At 58.4% G+C, this 18,512-nt stretch carries 20 protein-coding genes and 1 pseudogene; 7 read left to right on the forward strand and 14 right to left on the reverse strand.

All coding sequences use genetic code 11. The features are described from left to right. Window positions 1–76 precede the first annotated feature (76 nt). The 11 genes from ACK3EW_RS13650 to ACK3EW_RS13700 form a co-directional block, all read right to left on the reverse strand. A complete protein-coding gene (locus ACK3EW_RS13650; RefSeq protein ID WP_493806654.1) occupies window positions 77–1,342 on the reverse strand; it encodes an FCSD flavin-binding domain-containing protein in 1,266 nt (421 codons plus the stop codon). 54 nt (window positions 1,343–1,396) lie between these two features. Then, complete coding sequence (locus ACK3EW_RS13655; RefSeq protein ID WP_439120509.1) at window positions 1,397–2,080, reverse strand: c-type cytochrome; 684 nt, start codon at window positions 2,078–2,080, stop codon at window positions 1,397–1,399. Window positions 2,081–2,466: 386 nt separating this feature from the next. Next, on the reverse strand, window positions 2,467–3,648 hold the full coding sequence (locus ACK3EW_RS13660) for a c-type cytochrome (RefSeq protein ID WP_493806655.1): 1,182 nt from the start codon (window positions 3,646–3,648) through the stop codon (window positions 2,467–2,469). Next, window positions 3,632–4,906, reverse strand: a complete 1,275-nt coding sequence (soxC, locus tag ACK3EW_RS13665) for a sulfite dehydrogenase (protein ID WP_493806656.1) — start codon at window positions 4,904–4,906, stop codon at window positions 3,632–3,634. Before soxC ends, ACK3EW_RS13660 begins: the two co-directional genes overlap by 17 nt. Before the next feature lie 20 nt (window positions 4,907–4,926). Beyond that, window positions 4,927–6,624, reverse strand: a complete 1,698-nt coding sequence (gene soxB, locus ACK3EW_RS13670) for a thiosulfohydrolase SoxB (RefSeq protein WP_493806657.1) — start codon at window positions 6,622–6,624, stop codon at window positions 4,927–4,929. Window positions 6,625–6,717: 93 nt separating this feature from the next. After that, window positions 6,718–7,569 carry a sulfur oxidation c-type cytochrome SoxA gene (soxA, locus tag ACK3EW_RS13675; RefSeq protein WP_439120496.1) on the reverse strand — a complete coding sequence of 284 codons (852 nt, stop codon included), beginning with the start codon at window positions 7,567–7,569 and terminating at the stop codon, window positions 6,718–6,720. A gap of 59 nt (window positions 7,570–7,628) precedes the next feature. Then, on the reverse strand, window positions 7,629–7,955 hold the full coding sequence (gene soxZ, locus ACK3EW_RS13680) for a thiosulfate oxidation carrier complex protein SoxZ (RefSeq protein WP_439120497.1): 327 nt from the start codon (window positions 7,953–7,955) through the stop codon (window positions 7,629–7,631). Between the two features lie 31 nt (window positions 7,956–7,986). Beyond that, window positions 7,987–8,403: a thiosulfate oxidation carrier protein SoxY gene (gene soxY, locus ACK3EW_RS13685; RefSeq protein ID WP_085628929.1), complete on the reverse strand. Its 417-nt coding sequence runs from the start codon at window positions 8,401–8,403 to the stop codon at window positions 7,987–7,989. A 29-nt stretch (window positions 8,404–8,432) separates the two neighbouring features. Continuing rightward, complete coding sequence (gene soxX, locus ACK3EW_RS13690) at window positions 8,433–8,912, reverse strand: sulfur oxidation c-type cytochrome SoxX (protein WP_439120498.1); 480 nt, start codon at window positions 8,910–8,912, stop codon at window positions 8,433–8,435. 128 nt (window positions 8,913–9,040) lie between these two features. Further along, a complete protein-coding gene (locus ACK3EW_RS13695) occupies window positions 9,041–9,619 on the reverse strand; it encodes a thioredoxin family protein (RefSeq protein WP_085628927.1) in 579 nt (192 codons plus the stop codon). A gap of 26 nt (window positions 9,620–9,645) precedes the next feature. Further along, window positions 9,646–10,383, reverse strand: coding sequence for a cytochrome c biogenesis CcdA family protein (locus ACK3EW_RS13700; RefSeq protein WP_493806658.1), 738 nt, complete (start codon window positions 10,381–10,383; stop codon window positions 9,646–9,648). A 69-nt stretch (window positions 10,384–10,452) separates the two neighbouring features. Between ACK3EW_RS13700 and ACK3EW_RS13705 the strand changes: the two genes are divergently transcribed. The 4 genes from ACK3EW_RS13705 to ACK3EW_RS13720 all read left to right on the forward strand — a co-directional run bounded on the left by ACK3EW_RS13705 (window position 10,453) and on the right by ACK3EW_RS13720 (window position 13,053). After that, a complete protein-coding gene (locus tag ACK3EW_RS13705) occupies window positions 10,453–10,857 on the forward strand; it encodes a thioredoxin fold domain-containing protein (protein ID WP_439120501.1) in 405 nt (134 codons plus the stop codon). Window positions 10,858–10,866: 9 nt separating this feature from the next. After that, on the forward strand, window positions 10,867–11,202 hold the full coding sequence (locus ACK3EW_RS13710) for an ArsR/SmtB family transcription factor (protein ID WP_085628924.1): 336 nt from the start codon (window positions 10,867–10,869) through the stop codon (window positions 11,200–11,202). Between the two features lie 81 nt (window positions 11,203–11,283). Then, window positions 11,284–12,345, forward strand: a complete 1,062-nt coding sequence (locus ACK3EW_RS13715; RefSeq protein ID WP_493806659.1) for a YeeE/YedE family protein — start codon at window positions 11,284–11,286, stop codon at window positions 12,343–12,345. 153 nt (window positions 12,346–12,498) lie between these two features. Next, on the forward strand, window positions 12,499–13,053 hold the full coding sequence (locus ACK3EW_RS13720; protein WP_493806660.1) for a hypothetical protein: 555 nt from the start codon (window positions 12,499–12,501) through the stop codon (window positions 13,051–13,053). Between the two features lie 105 nt (window positions 13,054–13,158). On the opposite strand, the gene istB is transcribed toward ACK3EW_RS13720, so the two are convergent. Next, on the reverse strand, window positions 13,159–13,923 hold the full coding sequence (gene istB / locus ACK3EW_RS13725; RefSeq protein ID WP_493806661.1) for an IS21-like element helper ATPase IstB: 765 nt from the start codon (window positions 13,921–13,923) through the stop codon (window positions 13,159–13,161). After that, window positions 13,920–15,410 carry an IS21 family transposase gene (gene istA, locus ACK3EW_RS13730; RefSeq protein ID WP_493806662.1) on the reverse strand — a complete coding sequence of 497 codons (1,491 nt, stop codon included), beginning with the start codon at window positions 15,408–15,410 and terminating at the stop codon, window positions 13,920–13,922. The genes istB and istA overlap by 4 nt, the downstream gene beginning before the upstream one ends. A gap of 111 nt (window positions 15,411–15,521) precedes the next feature. Between istA and ACK3EW_RS13735 the strand changes: the two are divergent. Further along, a pseudogene (locus tag ACK3EW_RS13735) lies at window positions 15,522–16,109 on the forward strand (Hint domain-containing protein); the annotation flags it as partial. A gap of 20 nt (window positions 16,110–16,129) precedes the next feature. Here ACK3EW_RS13735 and ACK3EW_RS13740 read toward each other — a convergent pair. After that, window positions 16,130–16,651, reverse strand: a complete 522-nt coding sequence (locus tag ACK3EW_RS13740; protein WP_493806663.1) for an SH3 domain-containing protein — start codon at window positions 16,649–16,651, stop codon at window positions 16,130–16,132. Between the two features lie 118 nt (window positions 16,652–16,769). On the opposite strand from ACK3EW_RS13740, the gene ACK3EW_RS13745 reads away from it, so the two are divergent. Both ACK3EW_RS13745 and pdeM read left to right on the forward strand, forming a co-directional pair. Continuing rightward, window positions 16,770–17,756 carry a 2-hydroxyacid dehydrogenase gene (locus ACK3EW_RS13745; protein ID WP_085628921.1) on the forward strand — a complete coding sequence of 329 codons (987 nt, stop codon included), beginning with the start codon at window positions 16,770–16,772 and terminating at the stop codon, window positions 17,754–17,756. A 51-nt stretch (window positions 17,757–17,807) separates the two neighbouring features. After that, window positions 17,808–18,488: a ligase-associated DNA damage response endonuclease PdeM gene (pdeM, locus tag ACK3EW_RS13750; protein WP_493806664.1), complete on the forward strand. Its 681-nt coding sequence runs from the start codon at window positions 17,808–17,810 to the stop codon at window positions 18,486–18,488. The last annotated feature ends 24 nt before the right edge of the window (window positions 18,489–18,512 follow it).

The raw sequence follows: 18,512 nt of genomic DNA on the forward strand, positions 1-18,512 counted from the left end.
CAGCGGTCCGACACAGTTCCAAACGAAAAAGGCCGGGACAGATGCCCGACCTTCCCCAAAGACCTGAACAAAAAGATCAGCCGAACATGTCCGACGTGATTCCTTCGTACCAGCCGATGCTTTCTTCATAAGTCGCCTTACGCAGAGCCGCGTCTTCGCCGGTTTGGCTGACAAAGCTAGACACGCTGGCGATCTTCTCATCGTTCGGCTCATAGGCCGCGCCAACCTTCACACCATCATCCGTCGCGATCAGCGACCAGCAGGTGTTCGAGAATTTCGCCGGGAACACGCGGCTGCCGGTCAGCGCGCCGCGCACCGCCATCGCAGCCACCTTGGCTTGGCTGTTAGCTGAGTAGCCGGATTTCGGCATGTCGCCCTGATTGGTGGCATCGCCCAGAATGTGGATGTTCTCGTCCAGACGCGACACCATGGTGTGTCCGTCGACAGGCGCCCAGTTGCCTTCGGTCAGACCAGCGGCGTCACAAATGAGACCCGCTTTCTGCGCCGGGATCACGTTGACCACATCAGCTTTGATCAATTCACCATCCACATCCACGGTCATCGCCGCCGGATCGACAGTAACGTTCTCGCCACCGAAATCCGGGCCGATGCGGGTGATCATGCCCGGATAATGCTTCTGCCAGCCTTCCTCGAACAGACCCTGCTTGGAGAACTTTTCCTTTGGGTCGGCAATGATGATCTTGGCGGTCGGATTGTTCGCTTTGAGCACATGCGCCACCATCGAAATCCGCTCGTACGGTCCGGGCGGGCAACGGTACGGGTTGGGCGGGGCCACCATCACATAGGTGCCGCCTTCGGGCATCGCCATGATCTGCGCCTTGAGCAACTCGGTCTGGCTGCCACCCTTATAGGCATGCGGCATCGCGTTCTGCGCCGACATATCCCATCCGGGCACCGAGCCTTCTACAAAGTCGATACCGGGGCTGAGGATCAGACGGTCATAGGGCACAGATCCGCCCCCGGCGAGCGACACAGTCTTGGCGTCGCGATCCACGCCCGTGGCCCAGTCATGCACGACGTTGATGCCGTAATCTGACGCCAGCTTGCCGTAAGAATGCGACAGGTTCTCCAGATCCCAGAACCCACCAAGATAGAGGTTCGAGAAAAAGCAGGTGTAATAGCTCCGCGTCGGTTCGATCAGGGTCACGTCGATCTCGCCTGCGCTGTCCTTGGCGATATAGCGCGCGGCAGTTGCGCCACCTGCACCACCGCCCACAACAACCACCTTGGGTTTGCCGTGTGACGCTGCATGCACCATCGGGGCGCTGAGCGTTGCCGCTGCCATCCCGGTGCCCACAAAAGCACGTCTGTTGAGTTTCATAACTTTCCTCCCATTTGCAACACGCGCCTTGGCTGAACTGGTCTCTTCCGGACTTTATTCGGCTTTGGCAAAATATGCCGCCAGCGCGGCAATCTCTTCGTCCGACAACCGGGATGCCATCATCTGCATCACCGGGTGCGGTCTGATCTGTCTTTTATATGCATGCATGGCGACGACGAAATCTTCGGTCGGCCATTGCGTGATCGACGGGATACCCCGGTCTGATCCATCCTGCTGGTGGCAAGTCTTGCATTCGCTGGCGAGGTATTCGCCGTAATCCGTATCACCCACAATCGCCAGAACCTCGGGCGCAAGTTCGACCTCGCGCGCCTGTGCTGTGGGTGCGGCTTCGGGAATGTTCTGGGGGCTGGCCGAGAACTGACGCAGATAGGCCAGAATATCAGAGCGGTCCTGTGAGTCTTTCAGACCCGCGAAATTCATCCGGGTGCGCGACACCAGTGCTTTGGGGTTCTCGAGATAGGCTTCGAGGGTTTCGATCTCCCACGTGAGGCCATCCGCGCCCATCATCTGCATGTCGTCGGAATAGCGGAACCCGTCATGCGCCCCGGCGCGGCGGCCGAAAATGCCGTTAAGATGCGGTCCGATCCGGTCAGTCGCGCCTTGTCCAATCTGGTGGCAGGACCGGCACTGCGCAAACACCTCTTCGCCACGCGCGGGATCGCCAAACTCGAGTCCAGTGGCATCGGCTATGACAGGCTCTGGTGCAGGCTGTTGCACCGCGTCTGCAACGGTTGCAACGGGTTGCAAAGCGGCTTGTTTCGCATCTTCGGCGGCTTGTACTGCAGCGGCAAGCTCGGTTTCCAACTCGGACAGCCTGGCTTCGAGAGCCGATGCCTGATCGGCCTTTGCCGCCCAGTCTGAATTGCTGCGTTCCAACTGCCCAAGGCGGTCCGTCAAAGCGTCCAGTTCGGACGCGCGGTAGTCGCGTGCAGTCCAACCATAGGCAACGCCAAGCACAAGCGCTGCACCTCCGATAACGGATAAGAACAGACCGGAAGAATGCGCCATGAGACCTCGTGTGTTAAGATGTCATAAAGCTTTATCTAAAGCTCATCTTAATGGAATTTGCGCGGCAGGATACAATCTTGCCGCGCAAACCCTAATTATTCGAAAGTGGACAGGTAGGCGGTGACCGCCGCGATATCCTCTTCCTTTTTCAACCCGGCAAAACTCATCTTTGTGCCTTTGGCAAAGCCACGAGGATCGGCGAGGAACGCCGCGAGCGTTTCCGGTGTCCAAGCGCCGTCCATCTCGGCCAAGGTGTTGGAGTACTTGAACCCATCAACCGCTGCGATATCCGCACCAACGATGCCATTGAGCGCGGGGCCAGAGCGGTTCTTGGCACCGTCACCGACCTGATGGCAGGCCTTGCATTTGCCAAAGACCTTTTCACCGGCAGCGACCAATTCGGGGTCCGGACCCGCAGCCGCAGCAACAGCAACCGCTTCAGGTTCAGCCGTTTCGGCAACCGCTTCTGTGACGGCCGCGGTCTCTACAACTGGTGCTTCTTCTGAGGCCGCCTCGGCGCCTTCTTCTTCCGGGGTCACGTCCAGCACGGTTGCCCGCATGGTGATCTCGACGCTGTCCTTGCAGTTCTCCATGCAAGGCTCGGTCCGCCAGATGGTGTATTCGGTCTCTGGACGGTCATCGATGATGAACCCGTCTGCGTTGGGCATCTCGACCTCGAGGAAGTTCTCGTTCGACAAAACGAAATCGTCCTCAACAAGGAAGTTCGAATAGAGCATATACGCGACAATGGCGTAGACCTCGTCATCGGACAGTGTTTGGGCGTTGCCGTATGGCATGGAGCGGTGGACATAATCCCAAGCCGTCGAAAGGTAGGGCCAATAGCTGCCAACAGTTTTCAAAGGATCGTCGTCAGCAAGCGTGTCTTCGCCGCCGGCCAGCTTGGGCCAGTTATCGACACCTTCGGCAAATTCACCGTGACATACGGCGCAATTCTCCGAAAAGATCATCTCGCCATCTTCGACTGAACCGGACCCAACAGGCAGGCCAGTTCCATCCGGACTGACATCCAGATCCCAAGCCGCCACTTCTTCCGGCAGTGCAGGACGGCCCAGACCATACCTGCCTTCGCTGGCCCCGGTCGAGGCGTTTGCCGCGCTGACCATTCCGCTTGACACGACAGGAGCCGCGATTGCGGTCATGACTGCCGGGTTCTCAGGGAACCCCGCAACATTGCGATCGGCAAAATTCACGGCCATTGTCAGCACAGCGATTGTGCCAAGTGCGGTGCCGCCGAATAAATTAAGAGACTTCGACATTTTCTGCCTCCCCGTTGGGCTTTACGTGCCACGTCTGGATACAGTTGTTGTGATAGATTGAGTTATAGCCGCGCACATCGCGCAACTGCGCTTTGGTCGGCTGAACGTATCCGGTTTCGTCCATCGCCCGCGACTGGAGCAGCATGTCTTCGCCGTTCCATTCAGTGTCGAGGTAGAAGCGGGTCAGCGCCATCTTCTCGCCCGGCTTTGCAAGACGGGCGGTTTCCCACGTCTTGCCACCGTCCTTTGACACGTCAACACGGGTGATTGCACCGTGACCGGACCACGCCAGACCGGTGATGACGAGCGGACCCGCGCCATGAGTGATCGGCGCTTGCGGGCTGGGCGAGGTGACGACGGATTTCGCATCCATCACCCACGTCCATTTACGGCTTGTGCCATCGGCAAGCGTGTCGGTGTATTTCGACGTTTCCTCGCGGCTTTCGACCGCGTTCGCCTTCACTTCGATGCGGCGGATCCACTTGACCCACATGTTGCCTTCCCACCCGGGAACGACAAGACGCACAGGGTAGCCGTGTTCCTTGCGCAGCGCTTCGCCGTTGGCTTTGAACGCCACCAGCACGTCGTCCAGCGCCTTCTCCATCGGGATCGACCGGCCGTTCGACGATGCATCCGCACCTTCGACATAGACCCATTTATCGGACAGGTCGCCTGCCGCCTCAAGCCCAGCTTCGTTCAGAAGGGTGCGCAGCGACACGCCGGTATATTCCATGTTGTGGATCATACCGTGGGTGAACTGTGCGCCATTGAGCTGTGCGCCCGCCCATTCCATGCCAGTGTTGGCGGCACATTCGCAGAAATACACATGGTTTTCGCGCGGGAAGCGTTCGAGATCGGCATAGGTGAACACCAGAGGCGTATCCACCAAGCCATTGATCATCAGACGATAATCTTCCTTGCGCAGCTCAATCGCACCGGAATGGTGGCGTTCAAACGCGCAACCCTGTGGCGTGATTGTGCCGTCCAGCGCGTGGATCGGCGTAAAGTTGATCGAGCTGGTGGTGTCGGCGGTCAGCCATTCGACGTTGCGGCGCACCACGTCGCTTTCGTACTGGATCGGCAGACCGTACGGCGTGGCATCAACGCCATCGCCGAAGGTCATGGCCCAGTCCTGCACCTCGGTGATCAGCGGATCGGGGCCATTGGCCCGCGCAGCGCCCGCAGCGGTCAGACCCGCCGCAGCCGCAGCAGACCCCCGCAGAAACGCACGGCGGGAGGGTTTGAGCATATCAGACATATCTCATACTCCGGTTTAAGTTACGCGCCCACGACCGTGACGCTGTCATTGGGTTGAACGGTGACGGTGCCAAGCTTTTTGATATGCGCTTCGACCACGTCCCAGATTTGCGGACCTTCGGTGTTCTCATTCACGGACGCCCAGCCCGCGACGACATAATTCTTCGCAGGATCAATAGCTTCGCCTGTCCTGAGCAGGGTCATATCAGTGATGCGTTCGCCCTGTGGCTTCTGCACATCAATGCGGTAGCCCATGCCCCCAATGCGCACCATATCGCCGCCCTGCTGGTAGTAGGGGTCCGCGTTGAAGATATTGTCGGCCACGTCTTCGAGGATGATCTTGATGAACTCGCCGGTCATTTCAGACCGGTACGCTTTGCCATAGCTCATGGAGGTGACGTTCCAGAGATCCTCGCGCGTGATGTCGTCGCCGGGGATCAGGCTTGGGCCCCAACGCACGCCGGGCGACATGGCGATGTCAGCCTCGCGTTCGCTCATCAGTGCATCACAGATCAGGTCGTCCCACGTGCCGTTAAAGTTACCACGACGGTAGAGCAGGCTGTCGGTCTGGCCGATCACCTCTTCCAGCTCGGCCTTGTAGGGCGCCCGCTGTTCGTCGATGACAGCCGTCATTTCCGCGTCGGGTTCGATGACGTCCGAGAAGATTGGGATCAGCTTGTGACGGAAGCCCATCATGCGACCGTTCTGAATGTCCAGATCGACGCGGCTGACGAATTTGCCATTGGAACCGGACGCGATCAGAATGGTGTCTCCCACCAGCACAGGTTCCGGCAGCGCGTCATGGGTGTGACCCGTCAAGATAACATCGATTCCAGTGACCTTGCTGGCCATGCTCTTGTCGACGTCGAACCCATTGTGGCTCAGGCAGACAACGCATTCGGCGCCTTGTGCGCGCACTTCATCCACCATCGCCTGCATGTTTTCGTCACGGATGCCGAAGGAGTATTCCGGGAACATCCAGCCGGGGTTGGCAATCGGCATGTAGGGGAAGGCTTGGCCGATAACCGCGATTTTCACACCACCGCGTTCAAAGAACTGGTAGGGCGGGAACAATTCGGCCGGTTCATCCCATTCCGCGTCAAAGATGTTTTGGCCCAGCGCAGCGAAGGGCAAACCTTCGACGATTTCCCGCACACGTTCAGAGCCGAGTGTGAATTCCCAGTGGAAGGTCATTGCGTCAGGACGCAGTTGGTTCATGGCATTGACCATGTCCTGCCCTTCGGTGTGGTAGCAGGTGTAGGACCCGTGCCACGTATCACCACCATCGAGCAAAAGAGCGTCAGGGCGATCGGCCCGGATCGCGTTGACCACAGTGGCCACGCGATCCAGTCCGCCGACGCGCCCATAAGCCTTGGCCAGGGAGGAGAAATCGCCAGAGCTGAGCGCGTAATGGGAAGGGCTGCCGTCGTCGATGCCGTAAAGCTTGCGGAAATCGGCCCCGGTGACGTGCGGCACCGCACCACGATTGTCACCCACACCGATATTCACCGACGGCTCGCGGAAGTAGATCGGCTTGAGCTGGGCGTGAATGTCGGTGACGTGGATCAACGAAACATTGCCGAACGTGTCGAACTGCAAAAGCTGGTCTTGGGTCAACGCCTGTTGCGCGGCGAGACGGGACCAGTTGCCAAAGCCTGACGCGCCCACCAAAGCGGACGCAGCCATCGACACCTGAAGGAAATCGCGACGTGAAATCATGGGAGGGCCTTCTTGGATTTCCGGACACACATTCGCATGTGTGAATGAGTTGGGTGGAAAAAACCCGCACCAGTGGTGGCGCGGGCCTTGGGATTATTGACGGACCGACGGACCTTCGACGCTCAGGCCATTGCCGCGCGATGCGACATACAGCTCGAGTGCCACGAATTCCGGCGAACCGACAGCATATGTCTCGGCGCGCGTGTCACGGATACAGCCACGGAAGCGGTTGTGCGTCTGAACCAGGCCCGCGTTCTTGAGGCGGTAGGTCGGGAAACCGTTGATCTGACCCTGAGACAAGTGGTCGGCACGGATGTAGTTGCCGTAATTGTCTTCATGGCAGTTCGCGCAGGACAGTTCGAGCTGACCGTAGCGGGTGTAATAGATTTCCTTGCCCTTCTCGTAGTATTCTGCGGCAGGGCCGTCGATTGCCACGTCCACAGGCATGCCACGCGATTGCACGGTGATCAGTGCTTCCATCGCTGTCATTTCGGCCTTGTCGTACTTGTACGCTTCGGCGCCCATCTGTTCGGTGCGGCAGTTGTTGATCTGCATCGCAAGCGTCCGCATCTCACCCGCTTCGGCGTTCCACTTTGGGTATACCGCACGAACGCCGGCCATGCTTTCGGGGCCTTCGTGGCAAGACGCACAAGACTTTTCAGCTGTGCCATCCACTGTGTTCCACGCGTCCGTCGCCTGATCCACAGCGATCATGCCGGGATTGTCGAAGGTGTCCATCTGCATGGCTTGCGTGTCGTCTTCACGAAAGTGCCAGCCCGACATGATGGTGTCGATGCCGGTTTCTGCCATGTGTGCAGGTGCAGCCGTTTTCGAGATCATTTCCTGACCGTCGATCGTGAGCGTGTCGTCATCCGCGCCACCCGCAAACACCATCGGGGCCGAAATCGCCAGCGCGGCGAACGCTGTCAATGCCTTATATTTCATTCTGTTCCCTCCCAAAATTACCCCTGCTCCGAAAGTCCGGAACAGGGAGGAGCTTCTGCTCAGACCGTGATGGCTTTGTTGTCGTTGTAGACGGACCCGTCATCGTCATACCAAGTGAACGCAAATTCACCTGCTTCGGGCACTGTGGCCTCGAATTCGAAATACGGGTTGGTCGAAATCGCCGGCTCCATTGTGATGTCAATCACAGCCTGGCCGTTGAATTCGCAAGTGAAGCGATTGATGATCGAGCGCGGGATCGGGTTTCCGTCGCCGTCTTTGCGCTGGCCCGACTCCATCGGGTGGCTGATCAACGTCTTAATGACGATCGCTTCGCCAGCAGAGGCGGACTTGGGAACCTTGACGCGGGGTTTTACACCGGATGCCATGTTTTATCTCCTGAAATCTGTCTGTTGACCGTTAGCCGCCGCAGCCGCCGATGGTGACCTTCACGGTCTTCGAGCTGCGAGCAAAGCTGCCATCTGCCAGTTTGGCGATGGCGATGACGTCCTGCGTACCGGCAAGACGCATACGCGTGCTGGCGGTTTGGGACGCGGCGAGCGGGCCAAAGTTGAACGTTGCAACGCCGGGTGTCGGGTTGCCTGCGGCCAGAACCAAAACCGAGGTTGCGCCCGGAGCGGAAACCGCGATCGGCACGGTGTTACCGTTTTCGGCAATCTCGGGTGCGGTCAGTTCCACACCTGCGTCGCCCACTGCGGCGCCGCCCGTGAATTCTGCGATCACATCGTCAACCGCTGCATTGGCGCGGAACGGCAGGACGAAGGTCAGCGCCGCTGCCCCACCCAGTGCCAAGGTTTCGCGTCTTGTGAAATCCATGTCTTATCTCCTAATCCAGTGACGGCAGATCAGCTGCCCTTGAGCGTCATGAGAAACGCCACCACATCTTCGATTTCCTGCGCCGTAAGGATGGGCGTCAGGTCTTCTTCCTTTGCACCTTTTCCGGTGTAACCATCACCGGGCCGGATGAATCCGCTGGTCTTGTAGAAGGCTGGCATCACGCTGCCTTCGAACGTCATCTTGGCGTTGGCAATAATGCCACGCAGCTCTTCCGCGCTGCGATAGTCCGCGATGCCGTCGAGTGTCGGACCAACTTCGCCGTGGAACGGCGCATCATTCAGCGCGGTCACAGCATGACATGCAACACAGTTACCTTTGCCACGGTTGGTCATGATTTTGGCGCCGTTGGCGGCGTCACCGTCCGAACCGGACAGAGATGCCTGGATCGCACCGTATTCGTCGAATTGAACCTCGCCCGGAGTGATGGGGTTGGCGATGGCTGCGGTCGCAAAAATCACGACAGCTGCGGAAATACCTGTTAGCTTCATTGTCCCTCCCTTACCGCCCGATACGTTGACCGAGCTGACATATGGCTTTGTATACCGTAGGCCACAGACGTTGATTCACGCAACAACAAATTCACAGAAGTGAATAATTGAGTATGAATGTCGCAGGATCAGTCCGTGCTTCCGTTGCTTCTTTCCTGGATCATGCGCGCATGGTATCTCTGAAAATCCTCTTCACCTTCAAGTAGATACCGTTTTTCGGCAACCCAGGTGAACATGTCCAGTGTTGTCCCTTTGCCAAAGGCTCCGGGCATGACCGCGACGGACGCTTCAAGCGCGTTTTCGCCCTCTGGCACCTCTTCGGGAAGGAAAACGATGTTCGGCGTGAACAGCACCCGCCACTTTCGGGCCATGTCTTTTTCGGACATGACTTCGCCGTCGAAATCGGTGACTTCGATGTCACCATGCAGGTTCAACTGCACGACAAAATAGGTCTCTGCGATGAAGTCGCTGACCGTCGCGTCCGAAAACACCTCTTCATGCATCTTCGAGCAGTAGATGCAGCCGCGCTGTTCAAAAAACAGGACCAGCCGTTTGCCTTCGGCGTTGGCCTCCTCAAGGTCTTCCCGCAGATCCTTGAAGGTGTCACGCATCCACGGCTGCTTGTGTAGACCGTCATCTCCAAGCTCTGCCGCCGCCACCGGAAGCGCCATCAGAAGCGCCAGTGCGCCGCCCAGAAAATGTTTCATCTTCCCTCCTCCTCCTCAGTTGGCGGTCATCCCAGCGATGACCAATTCGGAAACCACCGTAGCATGGCATCCGCAATCAGGTTCACAGTATCGGTCGCGATTAGAACCGCGAACAGAATCAACATGCCGCCCATGACCTTTTCGGCATAGCCCAGGAAACTGCGGTTGCGGGCCGTCCAGCGCAGGAACGGCCCGGAAAACAAGGCCGCGACCACAAAGGGTGCGGTCATGCCGACACCATATACGAATAAGAGCAATCCGCCTTGGAAGATATCCCCCATCCCCCCGGCGATCATAAGGATCGACGCCAATGCCGGGCCGACGCAGGGCGTCCAGCCGAACCCAAAGGCCAAGCCCATCACGTACGCTCCGACCAGCGTGGTGGGTTCGGTTTTCGCCTCGACCCGCGCTTCGCGGTAGAGGATCGGGATTCGCACAACGCCAAGAAAGTGCAGACCAAACCCGAGCAACACCGCCGCCGCTACATAGCGCAAAGGTTCGCGGAAATCGGCAAAGGCCTGGCCAACTGCTGTTGCGCCCATGCCAAGCAATACGAAAATCGTGGTAACGCCGAGCGCGAACAAACACGCTGACAGAACGAGGTTCCATGCGATCCCTTGCGGTACGTCTTCTTCGCCCTTGAGCTCATTCATGGAAATCCCGGCCATGTAGCACAGGTAGAACGGCACCATCGGCAGGATGCAGGGCGTAAAGAAGCTCAGGATCCCCGCAAGAGCCGCGCCCGCGAAAGAAATATCGAACATGGACGGAGATTCCTTGAATTATTCACATATTCAAATTAAGTGTTTTGTTATGACGCCGTCAATTGGTGAATGATGAATGCCCTGAACGCTCTTGCGCTTGCCGCTGCTGTCTTGGTTGGACCGACATGGCCCGCGACGGCCGTGGCCGAGCCGTATCTGGTGATGGTCGAACAGCCGGGCTGCATCTATTGCGAACGGTGGGATGCGGAAATCGGTCCGGCTTATCCCAAGACAGATGAAGGCAAATTTGCGCCTCTTATTCGGGCAGATTTGCGTCAGGGCCCACCCGAAGGCATCACTTATGCGCGCCGCGTGCTTTTCACACCGACATTTGTTCTGATAGACAACGGCCAAGAACAGGCACGTATCGAAGGGTATCCCGGCGAAGACTTCTTCTGGCCGCTGCTGACAAAGCTGCTGGAGGACAATACGGATTTCGCAACGTCCACCGGGGCTGAAACGGTCAGGAACTAGAGGCACGGCATGGCACTTCCCCAGCTCAGTCCAGATCTGAACGAAGACGAACTCGACCGTATCGTCGACAAGGCCACAACTGCGTCGAACTTCCTGAAGGCGATCAGCCACGAAGGTCGGCTGATGATCCTGTGCCACCTCGTGACCGGTGAAAAATCCGTGACCGAGCTTGAAGAGCTTCTGGCAGCCCGTCAGGCTGCGGTGTCGCAACAACTTTCCCGGTTGCGGCTTGAAGGTCTGGTCATCCCCAGACGCGACGGCAAAACCATCTACTATCGCCTTGCTGACGACCGACCACGCAAGATGCTGGAATGCGTCTACGATCTTTTCTGCAAAGACGACTGAGTTCGCGCCCCACTCTTTCCTTGCTCTCACATCGCGCTGATCGCATACTTGCCAAGGGAGCCTGTCTTGGGAGGACAGCACATGCTAGAGAGCGTTCCGGAGCACATTCTTGTGGCCGCTGTAGGATTATTTGGCGGCGTCCTTCTGGGGCTGGCCGCCAGACTAGGCCGTTTCTGCACTTTGGGCGCGATCGAAGACCTGCTTTACGGCGGCTCAGACACACGCATCCGGATGTGGGGCATCGCCATCGGCACAGCGATTATCGGCAGTTTCAGCCTGATGGGCGCGGGAATCGTCGAGGCTGGAACAACCTATTACCTCTCGATCAACTGGCTGCCGTGGGCCTCTGTCATCGGCGGATTGATGTTCGGCTATGGCATGGCGCTTGCGGGCAATTGTGGCTACGGCGCGGTTGCTCGATTGGGCGGTGGTGACCTGCGCAGCTTTGTCATCGTGTTGGTCATGGGCGTGTCGACCTATGTCGTCCTCAGTGGCCCTTTGGCCCCTCTGCGTGATTTACTTTTCCCACAAAGCCCAGTCCTTCCGGGCGATGTTCCACCGGGAATCGCCCACGCGACCGCCAAATGGACCGGTATGTCCTCGACCGCCATTGGGCTGACCATCGGGCTTGTTTTGCTGGTCCTCTCGATCAGTTCACGCGCCTTTGCGGAAAGCCCCAAGTCAGCTCTTTGGGCTGGTGTCGTCGGCATTGCCATCATCAGTGGCTGGGCAGGCACATCGTGGATCGCAAACACAGGGTTCGAAGCGCTTCCAGTGGTCTCACACAGCTTTGCCGCACCATTGGGTGAAAGCATCATGTGGTGGATGATCGGGTCGGCGCAACCTATCAGCTTTGCTGTTGGGTCTGTCGCAGGCGTCTGGTTCGGCGCATTCATCGGGTCTCTGATCAAAGGTCATTTTCGTTGGGAAGCCTGCGAAGACCCACGCGAATTGCGCCGTCAAATCTTTGGCGCGGCACTCATGGGCGCTGGGGCGGTGATCGCATTGGGCTGCACAGTCGGCCAAGGGATCAGCGCGTTTTCGATGCTCGCCTTCAGCGCGCCAGTGACGTTTCTTGCCATTTTCGCAGGCGCTGCCCTAGGACTTCGCCAACTGATCGTCGGTTTCAACCCTGCAGAATAACGCCTCCGCAACGTAATCCGTTGCTCAAGAATCACGGTGCTCAACTAATTTACCGCCCTGCTGCGGCACGGCGAATTTTTGCCTGCAAACGTTTTCAACGACAGTTAATCTTTAGATAAAAAATAAAACTAAAGAGAGCAGGCACACAGGAATATGGGAACGGCTTACAATGGCACGTTCGTCATCTCCTGGTCGCAGACAACTATAGACACGCTTCAGTCGGCTCCGGTCGATTTCTTGAAGGTCGGTGTAACATGGGGTTGGGAAGGTGAGGCCGTCCGCGTCGATGGCCCCAACGATCTGCTGCGACTGGACGATGCAGAGGGTGAGGCAGACAGACGCAAACGTGCCGCGCGCATGGTGCGGCGGCTGGTTGGTGCGGCCATCGAACAGACCAATGATCTGACATCCGTCTCGATTGACCATCCGGTTGCTGACAAGTGTTTCGTGCTGACCGATGGTCACAGCACATATACCGCCACGATGATCGAGTCCGGGACTCGCAAACCGCCTTTGTTGATGTTCTTCAACGCGCTGCCACCCCGCAATTGTGATTTGTGGGTTGTGCACGCGTCCCTGACCAACGTTATCACCCAAAGCGAGGCAGAACACCAAGGTGCGGTGATCTGCTTTACCCCCGGTGTCAACGGCAGAGTAAAAGTGAGCCAAAGGGCAGCGCAAAATGTTGCCACTTTGGGTTTGGGATAATCAGCGTGAAGACGAGCGCCAGCATCCGGGCAGCCGCGCTTGTTATATAGCGGGCGGTTGTCCGGATGCTTTGGACCGTCAGGGCCAATCTGTGCTGATTGAGGTTTAGGTTTTGGGCGCTGCTTGACGCGCCTTGCTCTGGCCAAGGCGGTAGCTTTCGCCATTCATCTCCAGGATGTTGACGTGGTGGGTCAGGCGATCGAGCAGTGCGCCTGTCAGGCGTTCTGACCCAAATGTTTCTGTCCATTCGTCGAATGGCAGGTTGCTTGTGATCAGCGTGGAGCCGCGCTCGTAGCGTTGGGAGATCAATTCAAACAGCAGCTCAGCCCCGGTTTTGCTCAGTGGCACAAAGCCCAGCTCGTCGATGATCAGCAGCTTGTAACCAACCATCTGTTTTTGAAGCCGCAGGAGCCTGCGTTCGTCTCTGGCCTCCATCAGTTCATGAACAAGCGCTGCGGCGGTGACAAAACCGACAGACAGGCCTTTCTGGCATGCCGACAACCCGAGGCCGAGGGCAATGTGGGTTTTGCCGGTGCCGGAAGGCCCAAGCGCGATGACATTCTCGCGCCGTTCGATCCATTCGCAACGCGCCAACTCCAGCACCTGCATCTTGTTCAGGGCGGGGATCGCCTTGAAGTCGAAGCTATCCAGGCTTTTGACGGCTGGGAACTTTGCGGCTTTGATCCTGCGCTCGATCATCCTGCGTTCCCGGTCAATCATCTCCAGTTCGATCAGACGTGCAAGAAATTGTACATGGTCCAGTCCCTCGGCTGCGGCCTGCTTGGCCAGTTTGCTGTATTCCCGCAGAACGGTCGGCAGCCGCAGCGATTTGAGGCGGTAGTTCAGCAGGATTTGGGGAGCGTCGCTCATGCTGCCTGCCCCCGCTTCATCAGGGACATATAACTGGCCGCCGACGTCGTGCCGACATTGGCCTTTGGCAGATACGGATAGACATCCAGATCCAGCTTGGGCGGCCGCTTCTCGACCTGGCACAGCACGAGGTGTTTCACGGCGTCAAACCCAATGGCACCCATGCGAAGTGCGTTTTTGACGGCAACCTGCAGGTCTGCCATCTCGAATGTCTCCAAGAGCCGCAAGACCTGCACATACTCACGCCGCCCCGCCTTGATCATGCGGGCTTCCATCAAGCGGCGCAGGGTCACAAATTCCTCTGGCAGCTCCCATTCCACCAATGGGGCCGCCTGATCCAGCGCGCCGGTCTTTTGCTCCAGCAGCGGCAGATAGTGAACGGGATCAAAGACCATATCCTCCCGGTCCCAGCACCGGCTGTGGCGGGCAATCACCTCTCCACCACAGCCAATGACCACCTGATCGACATAGCCACGAAGCCAGACATCGCGGTGCCCGTAGGCGACAGGAACCGAATAATCGTTGGTTTTGTAGCGCACCAGGGATTGTGAGTTCACCTGACCATTGGCCTGGTCACAGGCATCAAACGGTGACGCCGGCAAATCCATCATCGCATCAAGATCGCGGACCAGTCGTTGCCCGATGCTGTCGCTGTGACCGCGCAAGACATCGCTCTGGCGCTTGCGGCATTGTTCTTCCAGCCAGGTATTGAACGCCTCCCATGTCGCAAAATGTGGGATAGGCACCATGAAGTTGCGCCGGGCATATCCGACCAGACCCTCAACAGCGCCTTTATCGTTGCCCTTACCCGGTCGGCCATAACGATCTTGGATGAAGTAATGCGACAGGAACCCACTGAACAGCTTGGTCCGCTTGCGCGAGCCGTCCGGCAGGATCTTCGCGACCAGGCATCGATCGTTGTCATAAAGAACCGACTGCGGAACCCGGCCGAAGAATGCAAAAGCATGAACATGGCCATCAACCCAAGCCTCGGAGACCGCCGCAGGATAAGCACGCACAAAGCAGGCATCGCTGTAGGGCAGATCCAGTGCAAAGAAATATGCCTTCTGCTCGACCCCGCCAATCACGACCATCGCCTCGCCAAAATCCGCTTGGGCATGGCCGGGGGCATGTGCCAGAGGGACAAACATCTCTCGGCTGCGCCGCCCTTGTTCCCGGACATAGTTCTTGACCGTCGTATAGCCGCCTTGAAACTGGTGCTCGTCGCAAAGCCGTTCAAAAATGCGCTTGGCGGTGTGGCGCTGTTTACGGGGACGGTTCAGATCGTCTTGCATCCATTCGTCGATGAAGCCGGTGAACCCGTCCAGCTTGGGCCGCTTGATCTGCGCCGTTCGCTGATAACCCGGCGGGACCGAAAACATCATCATCTTCTTCACGCTCGCACGCGAGATCCCGAAATGGCCGGCGGCCTCCCGTTCGCTCATACCGCCCCGACGCGCGAGGCGGACCTTCAAATATAAATCCACGACTAAAATCTCCCGCCCTCCCTGCAAACAGAAAGGGCCAAAGTGGCAACATTTTACGCTGCCCGCAGCGAGATTATCACGCCACTTCCGTGGCCAACTTTTGCACTGCCGTTCTCACCCGGCACCCGCATACTCACACCGGATGGCATCAAGCTGATCGAAGACCTGCGCGAAGGTGACTATGTCCAAACCAAGGACAATGGCGCACAGCCGATCCAATGGATGGGTCAACGCCGGATGAGCGGAGCCCGGCTCTTTGCGATGCCGAAACTACGCCCGATCCGTATCCGCGCCGGGCTGTTTGGGCTTGATGAACCTGACGAAGATCTCTTGGTCGCTCCGGAACACCGCATGCTGATCAAGGGCCGCGTCGCAATGGACCTTTTCAACACGCCCGAGGTTCTGGTGGCCGCGCGAGATCTTGTGGACCACGACCGAGTGTCAGTCGACCTGACCGTGCGCGAGATCACCTATGTCCACATGCTCTTGCCGCAACATGAGATCCTGTTTGCAAACGGTGTTGAATCAGAGAGCTTCCACCCCGCGAATGCCGCCCTATCCACGCTCGACGCGTCCGACCGGGTACGTCTGCAAGAGATGCTGCCTGAAGTTGAATACAATCCGCAAGGCTATGGCACTTATGCCCGCCGAAACCTGTCGTCATCCGAAGCCGCGATCCTGATTCATCGGGCAGCCTGATCCGCACGAGCGCATGCTGCCTATTCGAACACGTCGTTCGGCTGGACCCCCCAATAGGCGCCTTTCCGCGCCCAGCCCCGGTAACCACCGGCCGAGAGTTCACACCATTCGGATTGGCATTGGCGCAGTTCGGCCACAACACCCAAGGACAGCTGCGCGTTGACAGGCGATGCCGGGTCCGGCCGTGCATGAAGGTTGAGAAAGTCAACTTCGACAATCGCAGTGCGGACACCCGAAAGCAGCGAGTAATGCACCCAGCCGCCCGCGCCATCGCGGTCTTGCACCCGCCGCCAATGGCCGTGTTCGGCTGTGATCTGCAATGGCATGTTGCGGCGCTTGTAGACCCAGTCGATTCGATGGGACAGCGAAGGCCCGCGGCGCACATTGCCTTCGCTGGCCTTCATTGAAACAAAGCGCGGCAGCGGCAGATTGGTCACCGATCCACGTTCTGCAGCGACCGCAGGCGCAGCACTTAGCATCCCCACGATCAATGCAACGGCCACGGATTTGCCCGTCAACGTCCGGAACGAAAGCCAGCTCATGTGATGCGCCTCAATTTACTTGGTTTTTTGGTTTTTCACGGCAGGTTCTTGTGCCTGCCGCGGCTTTGGGACACTGTGCCAAAACCTGACACGCCGGGGAAGTAGTGGGAGCGAAAGCATGTCATCAAAACGTCTGAGTGTTGTCGTCACGCGACGTTTGCCGGACGCCGTCGAAACGCGCCTGAAAGAACTGTTCGACGTCCGTCTTCGCGACAGTGACGCGCCGATGACACAAGCCGAACTGATAGAGGCGGTGAAAGAGGCGGATGTTCTGGTTCCAACTGTCACAGACCGGATCGACGCAGGCCTGATCGGCCAAGCCGGAGAGCGTCTGCGCCTGATCGCTAATTTCGGCGCTGGCGTTGATCACATCGACGTCGACACCGCCCGCAGCCGTGGCATTCTTGTATCGAACACGCCCGGTGTCGTCACTGAAGACACAGCCGACATGGTGCTTGCCCTGATGCTGAGCGTCACGCGTCGCCTTCAGGAAGGCCTCAGCGTCATGCAGACCGGCGATTGGCAAGGCTGGGCCCCGACCGCATTCCTTGGCGGTCGTCTGGGTGGACGCCGTTTGGGCATCCTTGGCATGGGACGCATCGGGCAGGCCGTTGCCCGCCGCGCCAAGGCGTTTGGCATGCAAATCCACTATCACAACCGGCGCCGCCTGCGCCCAGAAATAGAGGACGCGCTTGAAGCGACCTATTGGGAAAGCCTCGACCAGATGGTCGCACGCATGGACGTTCTGTCCGTCAATTGCCCGCACACACCGTCGACCTTCCACCTGCTTAACGCGCGGCGGTTGAAACTGCTCAAACCCAGCGCAGTTATCGTGAACACCTCGCGCGGAGAGGTGATCGACGAAAATGCCCTGACCCGCATGCTCAAGACAGGCGAATTGGCGGGCGCAGGCCTCGACGTCTATGAACACGGCCATCGCGGCAATCCCGAACTGCGCAACATGCCGAATGTTGTCATGCTCCCCCACATGGGATCGGCCACGCAGGAGGGCCGTCTGGAAATGGGCGAGAAAGTCATCATAAACGTCAAGACATTTGCCGACGGACACCGCCCGCCTGATCAAGTTGTGCCCGCCATGTTGTGACAGGGGCCATTGGCCCTTGCCAACCGTCTAAAGTCGGGCAATGAACAAATCATGAACAACCTTGAGTTTTCCTTTCGTTCCGAAACCTTGCATGCCCTGCCCTCGGGCGCGCTTTATTGGCCTTCGCAAACCCTGCTTGTCGTATCCGACTTGCACTTGGGAAAATCCGCGCGTGCCGCCCGCTTTGGTGGCGCGCAACTGCCGCCCTATGAAACAACCGAAACACTCACGCGTCTGTTCAACGATCTTGATACCACCAATGCGCGCCGCGTGATCTGTCTTGGCGACAGCTTTGATGCGCCGACGCTTCAAACAGCCCTGCCCGACTCCGACCTCCTGACCCTGACAAGGCTGCAAGCGGGTGTTGATTGGGTTTGGATCGAAGGCAACCACGACCCCGATCCCGTTCAGCTTGGCGGCACACACCGGCACAGCCTCATGGTCGGCCCACTCACCTTTCGCCATATCGCAGAAGCCACCCCAACACCGGGCGAAGTCACCGGGCATTACCACCCCAAAGCCACGCTTTCGCTAAGAGGCCGAGCTCTGACGCGCCCGTGTTTCCTGTTTGATGCAACCCGTTTGATCCTTCCCGCCTATGGTGCCTTCACCGGTGGGTTACACAGCCACGACCCTGCCCTGACACGCCTGATGTCCCCCACGGCTGAGGCCATCCTGACCGGGCCGACGCCGTGCAAGATCCCTATGCCGGGCCGCGCCCCCTTGTCTTGACCTGCGCGGCATGCTCACTGTTTC

It is taken from the genome of Marivita sp. NO-S04 (assembly GCF_059070475.1).

Excerpts from the sequence above, each read along its gene's own strand:
- ACK3EW_RS13650 (WP_493806654.1), bottom strand. The coding sequence starts at position 1,342 with ATGAAACTCAACAGACGTGCTTTTGTGGGCACCGGGATGGCAGCGGCA.
- ACK3EW_RS13660 (WP_493806655.1), bottom strand. The coding sequence starts at position 3,648 with ATGTCGAAGTCTCTTAATTTATTCGGCGGCACCGCACTTGGCACAATC.
- soxC (WP_493806656.1), bottom strand. The coding sequence starts at position 4,906 with ATGTCTGATATGCTCAAACCCTCCCGCCGTGCGTTTCTGCGGGGGTCT.
- soxB (WP_493806657.1), bottom strand. The coding sequence starts at position 6,624 with ATGATTTCACGTCGCGATTTCCTTCAGGTGTCGATGGCTGCGTCCGCT.
- soxA (WP_439120496.1), bottom strand. The coding sequence starts at position 7,569 with ATGAAATATAAGGCATTGACAGCGTTCGCCGCGCTGGCGATTTCGGCC.
- soxZ (WP_439120497.1), bottom strand. The coding sequence starts at position 7,955 with ATGGCATCCGGTGTAAAACCCCGCGTCAAGGTTCCCAAGTCCGCCTCT.
- soxY (WP_085628929.1), bottom strand. The coding sequence starts at position 8,403 with ATGGATTTCACAAGACGCGAAACCTTGGCACTGGGTGGGGCAGCGGCG.
- soxX (WP_439120498.1), bottom strand. The coding sequence starts at position 8,912 with ATGAAGCTAACAGGTATTTCCGCAGCTGTCGTGATTTTTGCGACCGCA.
- ACK3EW_RS13695 (WP_085628927.1), bottom strand. The coding sequence starts at position 9,619 with ATGAAACATTTTCTGGGCGGCGCACTGGCGCTTCTGATGGCGCTTCCG.
- ACK3EW_RS13700 (WP_493806658.1), bottom strand. The coding sequence starts at position 10,383 with ATGTTCGATATTTCTTTCGCGGGCGCGGCTCTTGCGGGGATCCTGAGC.
- ACK3EW_RS13705 (WP_439120501.1), top strand. The coding sequence starts at position 10,453 with ATGATGAATGCCCTGAACGCTCTTGCGCTTGCCGCTGCTGTCTTGGTT.
- ACK3EW_RS13710 (WP_085628924.1), top strand. The coding sequence starts at position 10,867 with ATGGCACTTCCCCAGCTCAGTCCAGATCTGAACGAAGACGAACTCGAC.
- ACK3EW_RS13715 (WP_493806659.1), top strand. The coding sequence starts at position 11,284 with ATGCTAGAGAGCGTTCCGGAGCACATTCTTGTGGCCGCTGTAGGATTA.
- ACK3EW_RS13720 (WP_493806660.1), top strand. The coding sequence starts at position 12,499 with ATGGGAACGGCTTACAATGGCACGTTCGTCATCTCCTGGTCGCAGACA.
- istB (WP_493806661.1), bottom strand. The coding sequence starts at position 13,923 with ATGAGCGACGCTCCCCAAATCCTGCTGAACTACCGCCTCAAATCGCTG.
- ACK3EW_RS13740 (WP_493806663.1), bottom strand. The coding sequence starts at position 16,651 with ATGAGCTGGCTTTCGTTCCGGACGTTGACGGGCAAATCCGTGGCCGTT.
- ACK3EW_RS13745 (WP_085628921.1), top strand. The coding sequence starts at position 16,770 with ATGTCATCAAAACGTCTGAGTGTTGTCGTCACGCGACGTTTGCCGGAC.
- pdeM (WP_493806664.1), top strand. The coding sequence starts at position 17,808 with ATGAACAACCTTGAGTTTTCCTTTCGTTCCGAAACCTTGCATGCCCTG.